Genomic DNA, 15,811 nt, shown 5'->3' on the forward strand with positions numbered 1-15,811 from the left:
GCTCGCGTCCCTGTGTAATTCTGAAACAATACACTCGCCATGATGGGTTGATATGTTTCATAGTGTTACGGTGGTTATAGCGAAGTGGGAAACGCCCGGTCACATTCCGAACCCGGAAGCTAAGCCCTTCAGCGCCGATGGTACTGCACTCGGTAGGGTGTGGGAGAGTAGGACACCGCCGGACTTCTTCAACAGAAGGGTCCTTGATCTGATGAACGTCGTGTTCCTTGAAGCCCCCGACGGGTGGCTCGGAGCTTGAACAGTTCTTGGATCAAGGGCCCTTCTTTCATGTATGCCCTGGCTGCGCAGCCGTGGTCGATGCCCTCGCTCCGTCGTAGCAATGGGTGCCGGCTCGCCCGAGGCGCCGCCCTCGTGCCACGATGTCTATTGCCCGTCCTGAGAAGAGGAAGACATGCCTGACGAGAACACCGAGAACACGCCAGAGCGTCGCGAACGCAGTTCGCGCTGGTCGCAGGGAGGTCGCGAGGCGGCCTCCGGCGAGCGTCGCCCGGCTCGTGACGACAGGGGTTCCCGTGAGCAGCGGGGTCGGTTCGAGCGCGACGATCGTCGCTCGTCAGGTCGCGACGAGCGAAGCAGCTATGGACGGGGCAGCGACCGTCGTGACGACCGTAGAGGTGTCCGCCGCGATGAGCGTGGCTACGGTGGCCCGCGTCGGGACGACGAGCGGGGTCGTGACGATCGCCGTTCCTTCGGTCGTGACGATCGTGGGGGTTTCCGTCGGGACGACCGTGGCCGGGACGAGCGCAGCTATGACAGACCGCGTCGGGATGACGAGCGGGGTCGTGAGGATCGTGGGGGTTTCCGTCGTGATGACCGTGGCCGGGACGACCGCCGCTCGTCTGGGCGTGATGAGCGTGGTGGTTACGGACGCGGTTCGGATCGTCGTGACGAGCGGGGTGGCGGTTTCCGTCGGGATGACCGCAGCGAAAACCGTGGCGGGTTCACCGGCCGGGGGGACCGCGGTGCCGGCTGGTCGGACGAGCAGTCGTCGATTCGTGGCCCGCGCAGCTGGGACGCGAAGGCCGTGGGGGACGAGCGTCCCCGTCGCAAGCCGGAGCCGGTGCTGCCGGAGGACATCACGGGCTATGAGCTCGATAAGGCGGTTCGTCAGCAGCTGCGTACCCTGAGCAAGGAGAACGCCGAGGGCGTCGCCAAGCACCTCGTCGCTGCCGCCGAACTGCTGGACGAGAACCCGGAGAAGGCGCTCGACCACGCGCAGCACGCCGTGAGCCGGGCCGGCCGGGTTCCGGCAGCGCGCGAGGCGCTCGGTCTGGTCCTCTACCGAACGGGCGAGTTCGCCGAGGCACTGCGTGAGTTCCGGACCGCGCGCCGGCTGTCCGGCTCCGACCACCTGCTGCCGTACATGGTCGACTGCGAGCGTGGCCTGGGGCGCTACGAGCGGGCCCTCGAGCTGGCGAACTCTCCGGAAGCGCAACGCCTCTCTGAGGCCGACAACATCGAGTTGGCCATCGTCGTCTCCGGCGTGCGCCGCGACATGGGACAGTCGCGGGCTGCCGTCGTCGGACTGCGCATTCCCGCCCTGCAGAAGGCGACGACGCAGCCCTGGGCCGCTCGTCTGTTCTACGCGTATGCTGACGCGCTGCTCGACCTGGGTGAGCGGGAGGAAGCGCGGGCGTGGTTCGTCAAGGCCGACGCGGCCGACCGTGATGGCGAGACGGACGCCGCCGACCGCATCGACCAGATCGACGGCTTCGAGCTGACCGACCTCGCGCCGGAGGACGAGCAGGACGTCGACCCGCGTCTCGCCGAGCTCGACCTGAGCGCGTTCGGCGCCGTACCGCCGAACGAACCGTCAGCGTCGGTCGGGGAACAGGACCCCCGTGACTGAAGGCCTGCTCGACCGGTACGACGGCATCGTCTGCGACCTCGACGGCGTCGTCTACGCAGGGCCCGACGCCATCCCGCATGCCATCGCGAGCCTCCAGAGCACGCGCGAACATGGGACGCGCGTCGTCTACGCGACGAACAACGCCTCGCGTCCCCCGTCGGCCGTCGCGGCGCATCTGCGTGAGCTCGGGCTGCGTCTGGACGACGAGGACGTCGTCAATTCGTCGATGGCGGCAGCGCACGTGCTGCGCGAGAGTGGCGCGCAGGTGCGTATCGTCCTGCCGATCGGCGGGGAGGGCGTTGCCCGAGCGCTGAGGGGGGCCGGTTTCGTCTGCGTCGGCGACGACGATGCAGGTGCAGGGACCGGCGACATCGATGCCGTCGTCCAGGGCTACGGGCCGGATGTCCGTGCGACGGACCTCGCGGCCGCAGCGCACGCCGTCAACGGTGGTGCGCGCTGGGTCGCGACGAACACTGACCTGACCTTGCCGACCGAGAAAGGGATCGCACCCGGCAACGGCTCGCTCGTCCAGGCCGTCCGCAATGCGGTGGCGGTCGATCCCGAAGTGGCCGGCAAGCCCATGCCCGTCATGTACGACATGGCGAGTGAGCGCATCGGCGCGGCCGACGCGTCGCGCGTCCTTGCTGTCGGCGATCGGCTCGAGACGGATATCGAAGGCGCGACCCGCGGCGGGTACGACAGCGTGCTCGTGCTCACCGGTGTTCACGGCCTCGCGGACGCAGCCGCGGCACCGAAGGAGCGTCGCCCGACGTACGTGCTCGCGGATCTGCGCGGGTTGACGCAGCCGTACGAGGTCGAGACTGCCGGGGAATGCGGCCCGGGTGCGAGCGTCGCGCGCGTGCGCGGTCTGCTGACGTCCCTGTGGGAGCGCGTCGATGCGGGAGACCTCTCCGCCGAGGACGCGGCGCGCGAGATGCGTCAGGCGTGCGGGTCATGAACGTCGGGGTGCCCAGCCCGGTTGAGCTCGCCCAGCGGGCCGAGGGCCGTCGTGTGATCGCCGGGGACGGCCCGGTCGGTGACACAGAGCTGGACGATGCCGTGAGCCGCCTGCGCGAGAGCGTCGATGCGATGGCCGGCAAGTCGACGGGCGGCAATGGGTCGGTCGGCAGAGTGTCGAATGACAGCGGGTCCGAAAGCTGTGGGCCCGACGTCGACGCCGCCGACGTCATCGCTCGTGCACACGACGTCCATGAGAGCTTGCAGCGACGCCTCGAACAGGCCCAGGCATGAGTGGTGTGCGACTCGACGCCGCCCTCGTGGCGCGCGGCCTCGTGCGTTCTCGCGCCCAGGCGAAGGAGCTGCTCGACGCGGGGAGGGTGCTTGTCGACGGCAAGGTCGAGGCGAAGGCGTCGACCAAGGTGAGCGACACGCAGAACGTCGAGATCGAGGGCGACCTCGACCACTACGTGGGCCGTGCCGCACACAAGCTCCTCGCCGCGTGCGAGGCCTTTCCGGGTGTCGCGACCCGCGTCGCCGGAGCGCACGCCATCGACGTCGGCGCCTCGACCGGTGGGTTCACGCAGGTGCTGCTCGAACGGGGGGCGGCTCACGTCGTCGCTCTCGACGTCGGGCACGGCCAGCTCGCCGAACCGGTCAAGAGCGACCCGCGCGTCACCGATCTCGAGGGCGTCAACGTCCGCGACGTCGTGAGCGCGACGCAGCTCGACGGCTCACCGTTCGCACTCGTCGTCAGCGATCTGTCGTTCATCTCGCTGACGCTGGCGCTGCCCCACATGTCCTTTCTGCTCGCCGACGACGGTGATCTCATCGCGCTCATCAAGCCGCAGTTCGAGGTCGGACGCGAGAGACTGGGCAGGACGGGCGTCGTGACGTCAGTCGAGCAGCGTCGCGAGAGCATCGAGAAGGTGCTCGCGTGCGCGTCCGAACTCGGCCTCGCCGTGCACGGTCTCGCGTGGAGCCCGATGGTGGGCAGCCACGGCAACCACGAATACCTCGTCTGGTTGCGTCGCGCCGCGGTCGGTGGCGCACTCGACGACGCCTCCGCCAACCAGCGAATCCGCGACCTCACGCGAAGGAGCGAGTGATGAACCGCCGCGTCCTGCTCATCGGCCACCCGCGCCGGCCCGAGGCCTACGAGGTCGCCGAGCGACTCGTCGAAGGGCTGACGGCCGCCGGGATCGAGGTCGCGGGCATCGCCGACGAGCTGGCGGCCTTCGGGATCGCGCAGCGGCCGGGCGTCGTCACCGTCGCGCCGGAGGAAGCCGGGGTGGCGTGCGAGCTCGCCGTCGTCCTGGGCGGTGACGGCACGATCCTGCGCGCCGCCGAACTGTCGCGCGACTGCGGGGTGCCGCTGCTCGGCATCAATCTCGGCCACGTCGGGTTTCTCGCCGAGGCGGAGAAGGAGGACGTCGAGCGGATCGTCGCCTGCGTGCGTGAGCGCTCGTGGATCGTCGAGACCCGCGCGACGCTCGAGGTCGTCGCGACCGACGGGCGCGGTGAGGTGGAACTGCACCGCGGGTGGGCGCTCAACGAGGCGAGCATCGAGAAGGCCGCACGAGAGCGCATGCTCGAACTGACCGTCGAGATCGACGGCCGTCCCCTCGCGTCCTGGGGCGCTGACGGCGTCGTCATCGCGACGCCGACGGGGTCGACGGCCTATGCCTTCAGCGCGGGAGGACCGGTCGTGTGGCCGGACACCGAGGCCATCCTCCTCGTGCCGATCTCGGCGCATGCGCTGTTCGCGCGCCCGCTCGTGCTGGGGCCGCGCGCGCAACTTGCCGTCGAACTCGTGCCCGGTGCGCAGGGGCGCGCCGTGCTGTGGTGTGACGGGCGGCGCCCGTTCGATCTGCCCGACGGCGCCCGTGTCGAGGTGCACGCGAGCGACAAGCCCGTCACGCTGGCGCGCCTGAGCACCGCGCCGTTCACGGATCGTCTCGTGCGCAAGTTCGACCTGTCGGTCGAGGGCTGGCGCGGCACGCGACGCGCGCATTGAAAAGTTCATCTGTTCGTAAGCGTGTTCGAATCACCATTCGTCGCGTCGTGCCCCTAGGGTGGGAAGCGTGCTGAGGGAAATCCGGATTCGCAACATGGGTGTCATCGCCGACGCGACGCTCGAACTCAGCCCGGGGCTCAACGTGGTCACGGGCGAGACGGGCGCGGGTAAGACGATGGTCGTCAGCGGTCTCGGGCTGCTGCTCGGTGAGCGTGCTGACGCCGATCGGGTGCGCACGGGGGAGAAGTCGGCGCTCGTCGAGGGGTTCCTCGACGTGCCGGGCGAGCATGTGAGCGCGGCCGCGCTGGCCGATGAGTTCGACTTGGAGGCGGGCGACGAGGTGATCCTCAGCCGCTCGGTAGCCGCGACGGGGCGTTCGCGTGCGCAGGTGGCCGGGCGCAGTGTCCCCGCAGGCGTGCTGGCGCGCATCGGGCATGAGCTGGTCGCGGTGCACGGGCAGGCCGACCAATGGCGGCTCAAGCAGCCCGAGGAGCACCGTCAGATCCTCGACGCGTTCGCAGGCCCCGAACTCTCGGAGGTGGCGCAGCGCTACCGCGACGGGTATGTGAGGCTGAAGGCGCTGCGGGCCGAGCGGCGCGAGTTGACGCTCAAGGCGCAGGAGCGCGCGCAGCGGCTCACGATGCTCGAGGCTGGGATCGCGCGCATCGACGAGATCGAGCCGATCGAGGGTGAGGACGTCGAACTCGCGGCGGAGAGTGAGCGGCTCACGCATGCCGAGGATCTCCTGGCCGCCTCGCGTGGTGCGGGTGCGGCCCTGGCCGGCGACGAGTTGTCGCCCGACGAGCCGAATGCGCTGGCGCTCATGGCTGCTGCGCGCAGTGGGCTCGAGTCGGGTGTGACGCTGGACGCCGACCTCGCACCGTTCATCGAGCGGTTGCGGGAGGTGCAGACGCTCACGGCCGACCTCGCCGCGGACGTGGCGCAGTACGCGGCCGCCATCGACATGGATCCGCAGCGGTTGCAGGAGGTGCATCAGCGGCGCGCCGCCATCACCCAGCTGCTCAAGGCGTACGGGCCCGAACTCGACGACGTGCTCACGTGGCGTGAACAGGCCGGGCGTGAGGCGCAGGAGCTCGCCGGCTCGGACGATCGCATCGCCGCGATCGACGCCGAGGTCGCGGGGCTCACGCCGAAGGTCGGGGCTGATGCTCTCGCGCTGCACGATCTGCGTCGATCCGCGGCCGAGCGACTGGGTGAGGCTGTCACGCAGGAGCTGCATCACCTCGCGATGGGCTCGGCTCGCCTCGTCGTCGAGGTCTCGATCGCCGAAGCCGACAAGGGCCTCGAGTTGCCCGACGGGCGCCTCGTCAAACCCTCGGAGCACGGCATCGACGACGTCACGATCCTGCTGTCGGCCAACCGCGGCATGGATCCGAAGCCGGTGACGAAGGCCGCCTCCGGTGGTGAGCTGTCGCGCGTCATGCTCGCCCTCGAGGTGGTGACCTCGACGGGCAGCGTGCCCACGTTCGTGTTCGACGAGGTGGACGCCGGCGTCGGGGGCGAGGCGGCGCACGACATCGGCGCGCGCCTGGCGCGGCTCGCGCAGAGCGCGCAGGTCATCGTCGTGACGCACCTGGCGCAGGTCGCGGCGTACGCCGACAACCACCTCGTCGTCCACAAATCGCATGACGGCGCCGTCACCGAGAGCGGCGTCGCCGCCGTCACGGGTGACGCGCGCGTCACCGAGATCGCGCGCATGCTGGGTGGCGACACGACAAGCGCGGTCGCGCGCGAGCACGCCGAATCCCTGCTGGCGGCGGCCGGCGCGTCACAGAAGTCGAGCGCATGAACGTTCTCTGGGTTCACATCCATCGTGCGGCAGCCCTGTCGCCCGAACACCTCTCGATGAAGTACGCTGGCATTCCGTGGTGGATCAGACGACGAAGCATATTTTTGTCACCGGAGGCGTGGCCTCCTCCCTCGGAAAGGGCCTCTCGGCATCCAGTCTCGGCCGTTTGCTGCGTTCGCGCGGCCTGCGCGTCACGATGCAGAAGCTCGACCCCTACTTGAACGTTGACCCGGGAACGATGAACCCGTTCCAGCACGGTGAGGTGTTCGTCACCGAAGACGGCGCGGAGACCGACCTCGACATCGGTCACTACGAGCGATTCCTCGACGTCAACCTGCACGGGCGCGCCAACGTCACGACCGGCCAGGTGTACTCCGATGTCATCGCACGCGAGCGTCGCGGGGAATACCTCGGTGACACGGTGCAGGTCATCCCACACATCACGAACGAGATCGTCGAGCGCATGCGCGCCGAGGCGAACAGCGACGACGCACCCGACATCATCATCACCGAGATCGGTGGCACGGTCGGCGACATCGAGTCCTTGCCGTTCCTCGAGGCCGCACGCCAGGTGCGCCACAACGTGGGGCGCGACAACGTCTTCTTCCTCCACGTCTCGCTCGTGCCGTACATCGGCCCCAGCGGTGAGCTGAAGACGAAGCCGACGCAGCACTCCGTCGCTGCACTGCGTCAGGTCGGCATCCAGCCCGACGGGCTCATCCTGCGCGCCGATCGCGAGATCCCCGAGCCGATCAAGCGCAAGATCTCGCTCATGTGCGACGTCGACTCCGAGGCCGTCGCGGCCGCCGTCGACGCGCCGAGCATCTACGACATCCCGCGCGTGCTGCACTCCGAGGGGCTCGACGCGTACGTCATCCGCCGCCTTGGACTGCCGTTCCGTGACGTCGACTGGGCCCAGTGGGACAAGCTCCTCGACCACGTCCACCGTCCGGCGCACGAGGTCGAGATCGCCCTCGTCGGCAAGTACATCGACCTGCCCGACGCCTACCTTTCGATCACCGAGGCGATGCGCGCCGGCGGTTTCCATCACGACACGAAGGTGAAGATCCGCTGGGTCGCCTCCGACACCTGCACGAGCGACGCGGGCGCGAAGAAGGCGCTGTCGGGTGTCGACGCGGTGCTCGTGCCCGGCGGGTTCGGCGTGCGCGGCATCGAGGGCAAGCTCGGCGCGCTGAAGTGGGCCCGTGAGAACAAGGTGCCGACGCTCGGCATCTGCCTCGGCCTGCAGTGCATGGTCATCGAGTACGCGCGCAACGTCGCGGGCATCGCTGACGCGTCAAGCTCCGAGTTCGACCCCGAGACGTCACACCCCGTCATCGCGACGATGGAGGAGCAGAAGTCGTTCGTCGAGGGCGCCGGCGACCTCGGTGGCACGATGCGCCTCGGCGCCTACCCGGCGAAGTTGCTCGACGGCTCGGTCGTGGCGAACGCCTACGGCACGACGGAGGTGAGCGAGCGTCACCGTCACCGCTACGAGGTGAACAATGACTACCTCGAGCAGGTCAGCGACGCTGGCCTCGTCGTCTCGGGTACGCACCCCGAGCTCGGGCTCGTCGAGTTCGTCGAACTGCCGAAGGACGTCCACCCGTACTACGTCTCGACGCAGGCTCATCCGGAGTTCAAGTCGCGACCGCACCGCGCGCACCCGCTGTTCGCGGGGCTCGTCCAGGCCGCGCTGGAGCGACCGAGCAAGTGACGACGTGCGGCTGCTGTTCGGGCCGCGTGTCATGAATCGAGGAGGGCGATGCCGGAGACGGCGCCGCCCTCCTCGGCGTTTCTTGGGACGTCGGCCTGCGACGTAGCGGCCGGGCGCGACCGGGTGCCAGTCCGGTGTGTCAGGATCGGTGGCATGACTTCCATGCACCCCACGATCACCCCCAGCGAACTCGTCGACGACTACACCCCCGCGCCCGTCGTGCGCAGCGACGTCGTCTACGAGGGATGGGTCTGGGACGTCGTCCAGGAGGAAGCCGATCTCGGCGATGCCGGGCGCGTCACCCGTGACTTCGTCCGCCATCCGGGCGCCGTCGCCGTCCTCGCGATGCGCGGCGAACCCGGCGCCGAGGAGGTGCTCGTCATTCGCCAGTACCGGCACCCCATCGGTGCGCAGGAGTGGGAGATCCCGGCGGGGCTGCTCGACGTCGACGGCGAGCTGCCGCACGAGGCGGCGCTGCGTGAGCTCTACGAAGAGGCCGACCTGCGCGCCGGGCGTCTCGACCTGCTCATCGACTACGCCTCGTCACCGGGCGGGCTCTCGGAGCAGCTTCGCGTCTTCCTCGCCCGCGACCTCACCGACGTGTCGGAAGATGACCGGTTCGAGCGCGAGGAGGAAGAACTCGACATGCCGACCGGCTGGGCTCGCCTCGACGACGTCGTCGACGCAGCGCTCGCCGGGCGCCTCCACAACCCGGCGCTGCTCATGTCATGCCTCGCGGCTCGCGCGGCGCGCGACGCGGGCTGGGCACCGTTGCGCGCCCCCGACACCCCGTGGTCGGTGCACCCCGCCTTTGCTCCGAAGCAGTAGCGGGTCAGCGGTAGCCGCCGCGGCGGCGCACCTCGGCGGCGATGCTCTCGCGTGACGCCCCGGTGGCCAGCATCGTCATGACGAGCAATCGCACCTGCACGGCGCGCAGGTAGCCACCCATGACGACGCCGCGGCGCTGGAGGTCGACCTCCGCGCCGACCGCACCGTACGTCTCGACGAGCGCCGGGCCCGAGAAGGTCCGGCTCGTCATGATGACGGGAATGCGGGCCGCGATGTGTCCGACGCTCTCGGCCCACCACCCGGGCACGTGCCCGGCTCCGAGGCCGGCGATGACGAGCGCGTCGGCGCCCGCGCTCACGGCGTCGAGCGCCCGCGCCGACTGCCCGAGTGCCACCGTCAGGACGGGCACCTCGGCGTCGACGGCGTCAGGCCGGGGGAGGGCCGGCAGTCGCGCGGGGCGGTGGAAGAGGTGGGTACGACCTTCGAGGACGCGCCCGATCGGGCCGCAGTCGGGGGAGACGAACGTCGTGAGCGATGACGTGTCGCCCTTCGTCACCGAGCGCGCCGCGTGGATCTCATCGGCGAACACGGCGACGACGCCCAGCCCACGCGCGGCGTCGCTCGCGGCGACGCGGATCGCGGCGAGCATGTTGGCGGCTCCGTCGGCCCCGGCCATCGTCGGGTTGCGCATCGCGCCCGTGACGGCGAACGCGCGCCCGTCGTCCCAGAGCAGGTCGAGCAGGTAGGCGCTCTCCTCGAGCGTATCGGTGCCCTGGACGAGGACGAACCCGTCGGCGTCGGAGGCACTCGCGCGCTGCAGCACCTCGAGCAAGTGCGCCGGGGTGAGCGAACCGCTCTGTTCGCGCGCGATCGTCTCGCCGGTGAGGTCGACGTCAGCTGCGTCGAGGCCGGGGACAGCGGCGATGAGGTCGTCGGCGCCGAGCGTGGGGCGCACTCCGGCGCCGTCATCGGAGGACATGGAGATGGTTCCGCCGAGGAAGTACATCGCGATCCGCTTCGTCATGGCGCACAGGTTATCGTCGTGCCAACGAACCGCCGCGCGCCGATCGCTGCGCGAGCCCGTCACCGAGGAGACCCATGCCTGCTGCGGCTGACCCAAGCGTGCGACCCGGCCCGGACGCTGAGTGCCCCTGCGCCTGGGTGCCCGGGCGCTCGTTGCGCGAATGCTGCGGCCCGCTCGTCCTCGACGGCGTGCTCGCGCCGACGCCCGAAGCGCTCATGCGCTCGCGCTACACGGCGTTCGTGCTACCCGACGCCGACCACCTGTGGCGCACCTGGCATCCGCGCACGCGCCCGGCTCAGGTCGGCGACCTCGACGGCGTGACGTGGCTGGCCCTGCGGGTGCTCGACACGGGTGACAGCGGCATGAACGAGGCCGATACGCGCGGCACCGTCACCTTCGAGGCGTCCTACCTCGCCGACGACGGTCGTCGCGGGGTGCTGCGAGAGCACTCGCGCTTCGAACGCCGCGCCGGCCGCTGGTTCTACGTCGATGGGGACGAGCTCGACTGAGCCGCGAAAAACACGGGCGCGTCGCACACGCGGCATCACCTAGAATGAGCAGGTACGCCGTGGCGGCCTGACACCCCGCCCGAGCATGGCCCGTGACGGGCGTGTTCTGCGGCGGACCGCGCGTCCGGCGTCACCGACGAGAGGCCGAAGATCTTTCGGCGAAGGTGTGGTGGCACCGCGACCTGGCCCCCGCCCACACCTCCCGGGCTGCTCCCACGTGGGGCGCCCGGTCGAGCATCGTCCGATCGACGCGTCGCCGCATGGAACGAATCGAGAGGAACATCATGCTTCGAACCCATGAAGCCGGAACCCTTCGCGCAGCCGACGTCGGTGACACCGTCACCCTGACGGGTTGGGTGGCCAAGCGTCGCGACCACGGCGGTGTCGCCTTCGTCGACCTGCGTGACGCCTCGGGCGTCGTCCAGGTCGTCGCACGCGACGAGGTGCTGACGGGAGCCGCGCACGGTCTGCGCTCCGAGTACTGCATCAAGGTCACGGGTGAGGTCGCCGCGCGCGAGCCGAAGGACGTCAACCCGAACCTGCCGACGGGTGAGGTCGACGTCGTCGCGAACGAGATCGAGGTGCTCTCCGAGGCGGCGCCGCTGCCGTTCCAGATCGACGAGCGCATCACCGTCGGAGAGGAGGCGCGCCTCAAGTACCGCTACCTCGACCTGCGTCGCAAGGACCAGGGCGACGCGATCCGTCTGCGCTCGAAGGTGAGCCAGGCTGCGCGCGCCGTGCTCAACGAGCGCGACTTCGTCGAGATCGAGACGCCGACGCTGACGCGTTCGACGCCCGAGGGCGCTCGTGACTTCCTCGTCCCCGCTCGTCTCGCGCCGGGCAGCTGGTACGCGCTGCCGCAGAGCCCGCAGCTGTTCAAGCAGCTGCTCATGGTCGCCGGGATGGAACGCTATTACCAGATCGCGCGCTGCTACCGCGACGAGGACTTCCGCGCCGACCGTCAGCCCGAGTTCACGCAGCTCGACATCGAGATGAGCTTCGTCGAGCAGGACGACGTCATCGAGCTCGGTGAGCAGATCGCGAAGGCCGTGTGGGCGACGATCGGCGTCGACCTGCCGACGCCGTTCCCGCGCATGACGTACGCCGACGCGATGGCGAAGTACGGCTCGGACAAGCCCGACCTGCGCTTCGGCAACGAGCTCGTCGAGTGCACGGAGTTCTTCAAGGACACGACGTTCCGCGTGTTCCAGGCCGAATACGTCGGCGCCGTCGTCATGCCGGGTGGTGCGTCGCAGCCCCGTCGTCAGCTCGACGCGTGGCAGGAGTGGGCGAAGCAGCGCGGCGCGAAGGGCCTCGCGTACGTCCTCGTCCAGGAGGACGGCTCGCTCACCGGCCCGGTGGCCAAGAACCTCACCGAGACCGAGGTGGCGGGCCTCGCCGGCCACGTCGGTGCGAAGCCCGGCGACTGCATCTTCTTCGCCGCGGGTGCGACGAAGGCGTCGCGCGCGCTGCTCGGCGCAGCGCGTCTCGAGATCGGCAAGCGCTGCGACCTCATCGACGAGAACGCGTGGAGCTTCCTGTGGGTCGTCGACGCGCCGCTGTTCGAGCCTGCCGCCGACGCTGTCGCCTCGGGGGACGTCGCCGTCGGCTCCGGTATGTGGACGGCCGTGCACCACGCGTTCACGATGCCGAAGGCCGAGTACCTCGACACGTTCGACACCGAACCAGGCGAGGCGCTCGCGTACGCGTACGACATGGTGTGCAACGGCAACGAGATCGGCGGTGGCTCGATTCGTATCCACCGCAAGGACCTGCAGGAGCGCGTCTTCAAGGTCATGGGTCTGAGCGAGGAGGACGCGCAGGAGAAGTTCGGCTTCCTCCTCGAGGCGTTCAGCTTCGGTGCGCCCCCGCACGGCGGCATCGCGTTCGGCTGGGACCGCATCGTCTCGCTGCTCGCGGGCACCGACTCGATCCGCGACGTCATCGCGTTCCCGAAGAGCGGCGGCGGCTATGACCCGCTGACGGCCGCGCCCGCCCCGATCTCCGCTCAGCAGCGCAAGGAGGCGGGTGTGGACGCCAAGCCTCAGGTCAAGAGTGAGGCTTCTGCGGACGCCGCATCGCCCGCCGCTCCGGCCGAGGTGTCGCCCAACAAGTCGTGATCGGCTGATCGGCGACCGATCAACGGGTCGAGCCCCTGACGTCGCATGACGTCAGGGGCTCGACCGATTCTGCGCGACGCGCCGGGGGTGCTGGGCCCGACAACGGTTTCAGGGCTTGCCCCTTTCAGCCGTAGGGTCGCCACATGCGTGATACGGCTACCGTCCTGTTCGATGCCGACGGTGTGCTGCAGCACGCGCGTCACGGCTGGGTGGGTGCGCTCGACGCGATCGGTGGCGAGGGCTTCGCGTCCGTCGTGTTCGCCCGCGAACTGCCCGCCATGCGGGGCGAGGCGAGGATGCGTGACTGCCTCGTCGCCGCGGCCGAGGAGCACGGGGTCGCGCTCGATCCCGATGACGCGCTGCAGCTGTGGTCGCGTTTCGACATCGACGAAGAGGCGATGGCCGTCGTCGCCAAGGTCAGACGTGCCGGGTACGGCGTGCATCTCGCAACCAACCAGCAGGACGTGCGCCGTGACCTCATGCGCCGCCGCTACGCCGGAGTGTTCGACGAGGAGTTCTATTCCTGCGAGCTCGGCGCGTGCAAACCGGCCGAGGCGTTCTTCGCGTCGATCATCGACCGGCTGGACGTCCCGGCGGGTCAGATCGTGTTCGTCGACGATTCGGCCCGCAACGTCGCGGCGGCGACGTCCTGCGGCATCCGGGCACATCTGCATGACCCCAGCAGCGGCGCGGCCGGCATGCGCCGGATGCTCGAGGGCGCCGGTGTTCGAATGTGACCGCAAATCGCCGTTGGGGACGGGATTCGCAAAGGGGGACGCGATTCGCGGGGGAGTCAGTCGCGGAGGCCGAAGCGGGCGTGCCAGCGTTTCATCGGGGCGGGGGCCCACCAGTTCCACCGGCCCATGACGGTCATCGTCGCGGGCACGAGGATCATGCGGACGAGCGTGGCGTCGAGAATGATCGACAGGGCGAGGCCCACGCCGATCTGCTTGATGATGACCATCTTCGCCGCGGCGAACCCGAGCATGACGATGACCATGAGAAGTGCGGCGCTCGTCACGATGCGTCCGCTGCGCTGGATGCCGACGGCGACGGCGCGCGCGTCGTCGTCACCATGTTCGTGGGCCTCGACGATGCGAGAGAGCAGGAATACCTCGTAGTCCATCGCCAGGCCGAAACCGAACGCGATGAGGATGACGGGGACGGTCGACTCGATCGCGTCGTTGCTCGTGTAGCCGAGCAGCGATTCGAAGTGGCCGTTCTGGAAGATCCACGTCATCGCTCCGAGGCTCGCGCCGAGGGAGAGGGCGTTGAACAGGAGGGCCTTGAGCGGCAGGACGAGCGATCCCGTCATGAGGAACAGCAGCACGAGCGTCGCGAACGCAACGACGAGCACGACGTAGGGGGCTCGCGCAGCGATGGCGTGCGTGTAGTCGTCGAGCTTGGCCTGCTGGCCCGTCACCCATGTCGGAAATCCTGGGCGGTGAGCGTGCAGGTCGTGGACGACGTGCTGCGTGCGCCCGTTGGAGGGGGTGGCCCCGTCGACTCGCAATCCGACGGCGACCTTGCCGTCGCCGAGGTCACGCACGGGGTTGACCCCGGTGACGTATTCGCGGTGTGCGACATCGCTCGAGACCCACTTCGTCATCGTCGCCACGTCGGTCTCGCCGACGATGCTCACGGCGGGTTCGCCGAGCGCAGGGAAGTCGTGGGCGAGGTCGTTCATGAGGGTGCGTTGCGGGTCCGACGTCGGCAGCAACGCGCTCGTCGAGCTCACCTGCCGCATGCCGAGCAGCGGCGCGGCCAGCACGAGCAGGACGACGACGACACCGCAGATCGAGATCCACAGATGACGCTGGACGGCGTGGGCGAGGTCGGCGAATCGTCCCTCGTCCGCGTCAGGCTGCACGCGCTTCTTCGCGAGGCGCGCCGCAGCGAGGCGCGCGCAGGCGGGCACGAGCGTCAGCGCCGCGAGGCAGGCGACGGCGACGACGGACAGGCCGGCGAGGCCGATCGCCTTTGTCACCGATGCGGGGAACAGGACGAGCCCTGCGACGGAGATCGCGACCGTAAGCCCGCTGAAGAGAACGGTGCGCCCGGCCGTCGCGATCGTGCGCTGGGTCGCGAGGTCGTGGTCGGCGCTCGTGAGCACCCCGTCGAGGCCGTCGGCCTCGCGCTGCAGCGCGAGGCGCGACAGTTCCTCGCGGAAGCGTCCGACGATGAGCAGGCCGTAGTCGATCGAGAGGCCGAGACCAAGAATCGTGACGATGTTGACGACGGTCGCATCGAGGTCGGTGACGTGGCTGAACCCGAGCAGCGCGAGCAGCCCGCCGGCGATCGCAGCGATCGCGCCGATGAGGGGGAGGCCCGCCGCGATGAATCCTCCGAACACGATGACCATGACGATGAGGGTCAGCGGGAAGGCGATGCCCTCTCCGGTCTTGAGGTCTTCCTGCACCTGATCGGTGATGCGCTTGAGCACTTCCACGGACCCGCCGGTGCGCACGCGCACCCCCGCGGGCGTCACCGCTTCGACGGCCTTCGTGACCTGCGCGCTCACGTCCTCCTGCACGCTCTTGTCGAGCCCAGCATCGAGCGTGGCGACGAAGACCATCGACTCGGGTGCGCTCGAGGAACGGTAGGCGGCAGCGACGCGCGGGTCGCGTTTCGCCGCGGGTGAGTACGCCGACTCGACCGCCGACGTGTGCACGACGTCGTCGATCACCTGCTGCACCTTCGCGCCGACAGCCGCTTGCTGTGAACTCGCCACCCCGTCGAGTCGGACGGCGACGCTGCCGCCGGCCTTGTCGCCGGTCAGCAGCATGTCGTTGCCGGTGTGTGCCTCACCCGGCACGAACGGCTCGGCCTGCCGCAGGTGTGCGAAGAGTCCGCCGCCACCGAAGGCGCCGGCCGTCGTCGCAAAGGCCAGGACGACGGCGACGAGCCACGTCAGGACGATGGCCATGGCGTGACGCGCGACGAAGGCGCCGTAGCCTCGCCCGCTCGGACGCTCGCCGTCGGTCGGCTCGGGCGAATG

General features: G+C 69.5%; 13 protein-coding genes and 1 rRNA gene. 12 read left to right on the forward strand and 2 right to left on the reverse strand.

The genetic code is table 11. The features are described from left to right. The first annotated feature begins 66 nt into the window (after positions 1-66). From rrf to DYE07_RS01000, 9 genes are all read left to right on the forward strand, one after another. Positions 67-184: ribosomal RNA gene (gene rrf, locus DYE07_RS00960) — 5S ribosomal RNA — on the forward strand. Between the two features lie 861 nt (positions 185-1,045). Beyond that, positions 1,046-1,870 carry a tetratricopeptide repeat protein gene (locus DYE07_RS14455; protein WP_136788439.1) on the forward strand — a complete coding sequence of 275 codons (825 nt, stop codon included), beginning with the start codon at positions 1,046-1,048 and terminating at the stop codon, positions 1,868-1,870. Next, complete coding sequence (locus DYE07_RS00970; RefSeq protein WP_074045220.1) at positions 1,863-2,828, forward strand: HAD-IIA family hydrolase; 966 nt, start codon at positions 1,863-1,865, stop codon at positions 2,826-2,828. Before DYE07_RS14455 ends, DYE07_RS00970 begins: the two co-directional genes overlap by 8 nt. Further along, complete coding sequence (locus DYE07_RS00975; protein ID WP_202774994.1) at positions 2,816-3,121, forward strand: hypothetical protein; 306 nt, start codon at positions 2,816-2,818, stop codon at positions 3,119-3,121. The genes DYE07_RS00970 and DYE07_RS00975 overlap by 13 nt, the downstream gene beginning before the upstream one ends. Continuing rightward, positions 3,118-3,936, forward strand: a complete 819-nt coding sequence (locus tag DYE07_RS00980) for a TlyA family RNA methyltransferase (RefSeq protein WP_074039492.1) — start codon at positions 3,118-3,120, stop codon at positions 3,934-3,936. The genes DYE07_RS00975 and DYE07_RS00980 overlap by 4 nt, the downstream gene beginning before the upstream one ends. Beyond that, the gene (locus DYE07_RS00985; protein WP_074039489.1) at positions 3,936-4,844 is read left to right on the forward strand and encodes an NAD kinase; all 909 of its coding nucleotides are present in this window, start codon (positions 3,936-3,938) and stop codon (positions 4,842-4,844) included. Before DYE07_RS00980 ends, DYE07_RS00985 begins: the two co-directional genes overlap by 1 nt. A gap of 67 nt (positions 4,845-4,911) precedes the next feature. Then, positions 4,912-6,654: a DNA repair protein RecN gene (gene recN, locus DYE07_RS00990; RefSeq protein WP_337905397.1), complete on the forward strand. Its 1,743-nt coding sequence runs from the start codon at positions 4,912-4,914 to the stop codon at positions 6,652-6,654. Between the two features lie 79 nt (positions 6,655-6,733). Beyond that, positions 6,734-8,371, forward strand: a complete 1,638-nt coding sequence (pyrG, locus tag DYE07_RS00995; protein WP_074045223.1) for a CTP synthase — start codon at positions 6,734-6,736, stop codon at positions 8,369-8,371. A gap of 153 nt (positions 8,372-8,524) precedes the next feature. Next, on the forward strand, positions 8,525-9,199 hold the full coding sequence (locus DYE07_RS01000; protein WP_115296136.1) for an NUDIX domain-containing protein: 675 nt from the start codon (positions 8,525-8,527) through the stop codon (positions 9,197-9,199). Positions 9,200-9,203: 4 nt separating this feature from the next. On the opposite strand, the gene DYE07_RS01005 is transcribed toward DYE07_RS01000, so the two are convergent. Then, a complete protein-coding gene (locus DYE07_RS01005; protein WP_115296137.1) occupies positions 9,204-10,184 on the reverse strand; it encodes an asparaginase in 981 nt (326 codons plus the stop codon). Positions 10,185-10,258: 74 nt separating this feature from the next. Between DYE07_RS01005 and DYE07_RS01010 the strand changes: the two genes are divergently transcribed. The 3 genes from DYE07_RS01010 to DYE07_RS01020 all read left to right on the forward strand — a co-directional run bounded on the left by DYE07_RS01010 (position 10,259) and on the right by DYE07_RS01020 (position 13,550). Further along, positions 10,259-10,693 carry a YchJ family protein gene (locus DYE07_RS01010; protein WP_115296138.1) on the forward strand — a complete coding sequence of 145 codons (435 nt, stop codon included), beginning with the start codon at positions 10,259-10,261 and terminating at the stop codon, positions 10,691-10,693. Between the two features lie 284 nt (positions 10,694-10,977). After that, entirely contained in the window at positions 10,978-12,813 is a 1,836-nt protein-coding gene (gene aspS, locus DYE07_RS01015) for an aspartate--tRNA ligase (RefSeq protein WP_115297040.1), read from the forward strand. Between the two features lie 143 nt (positions 12,814-12,956). Continuing rightward, a complete protein-coding gene (locus tag DYE07_RS01020) occupies positions 12,957-13,550 on the forward strand; it encodes an HAD family hydrolase (protein ID WP_006943900.1) in 594 nt (197 codons plus the stop codon). A gap of 56 nt (positions 13,551-13,606) precedes the next feature. On the opposite strand, the gene DYE07_RS01025 is transcribed toward DYE07_RS01020, so the two are convergent. Continuing rightward, a complete protein-coding gene (locus DYE07_RS01025) occupies positions 13,607-15,739 on the reverse strand; it encodes an MMPL family transporter (protein ID WP_050786440.1) in 2,133 nt (710 codons plus the stop codon). Between the last annotated feature and the right edge of the window lie 72 nt (positions 15,740-15,811).

The sequence above is a fragment of the Dermacoccus nishinomiyaensis genome, from assembly GCF_900447535.1.
Taxonomy (GTDB): Bacteria; Actinomycetota; Actinomycetes; order Actinomycetales; family Dermatophilaceae; genus Dermacoccus; species Dermacoccus nishinomiyaensis.

Coding starts and splice junctions, on each gene's coding strand:
- DYE07_RS00980 (WP_074039492.1), top strand. CDS start 3,118: ATGAGTGGTGTGCGACTCGACGCCGCCCTCGTGGCGCGCGGCCTCGTG.
- DYE07_RS00985 (WP_074039489.1), top strand. CDS start 3,936: ATGAACCGCCGCGTCCTGCTCATCGGCCACCCGCGCCGGCCCGAGGCC.
- DYE07_RS01000 (WP_115296136.1), top strand. CDS start 8,525: ATGACTTCCATGCACCCCACGATCACCCCCAGCGAACTCGTCGACGAC.
- DYE07_RS01005 (WP_115296137.1), bottom strand. CDS start 10,184: ATGACGAAGCGGATCGCGATGTACTTCCTCGGCGGAACCATCTCCATG.
- DYE07_RS01010 (WP_115296138.1), top strand. CDS start 10,259: ATGCCTGCTGCGGCTGACCCAAGCGTGCGACCCGGCCCGGACGCTGAG.
- aspS (WP_115297040.1), top strand. CDS start 10,978: ATGCTTCGAACCCATGAAGCCGGAACCCTTCGCGCAGCCGACGTCGGT.
- DYE07_RS01020 (WP_006943900.1), top strand. CDS start 12,957: ATGCGTGATACGGCTACCGTCCTGTTCGATGCCGACGGTGTGCTGCAG.
- DYE07_RS01025 (WP_050786440.1), bottom strand. CDS start 15,739: ATGGCCATCGTCCTGACGTGGCTCGTCGCCGTCGTCCTGGCCTTTGCG.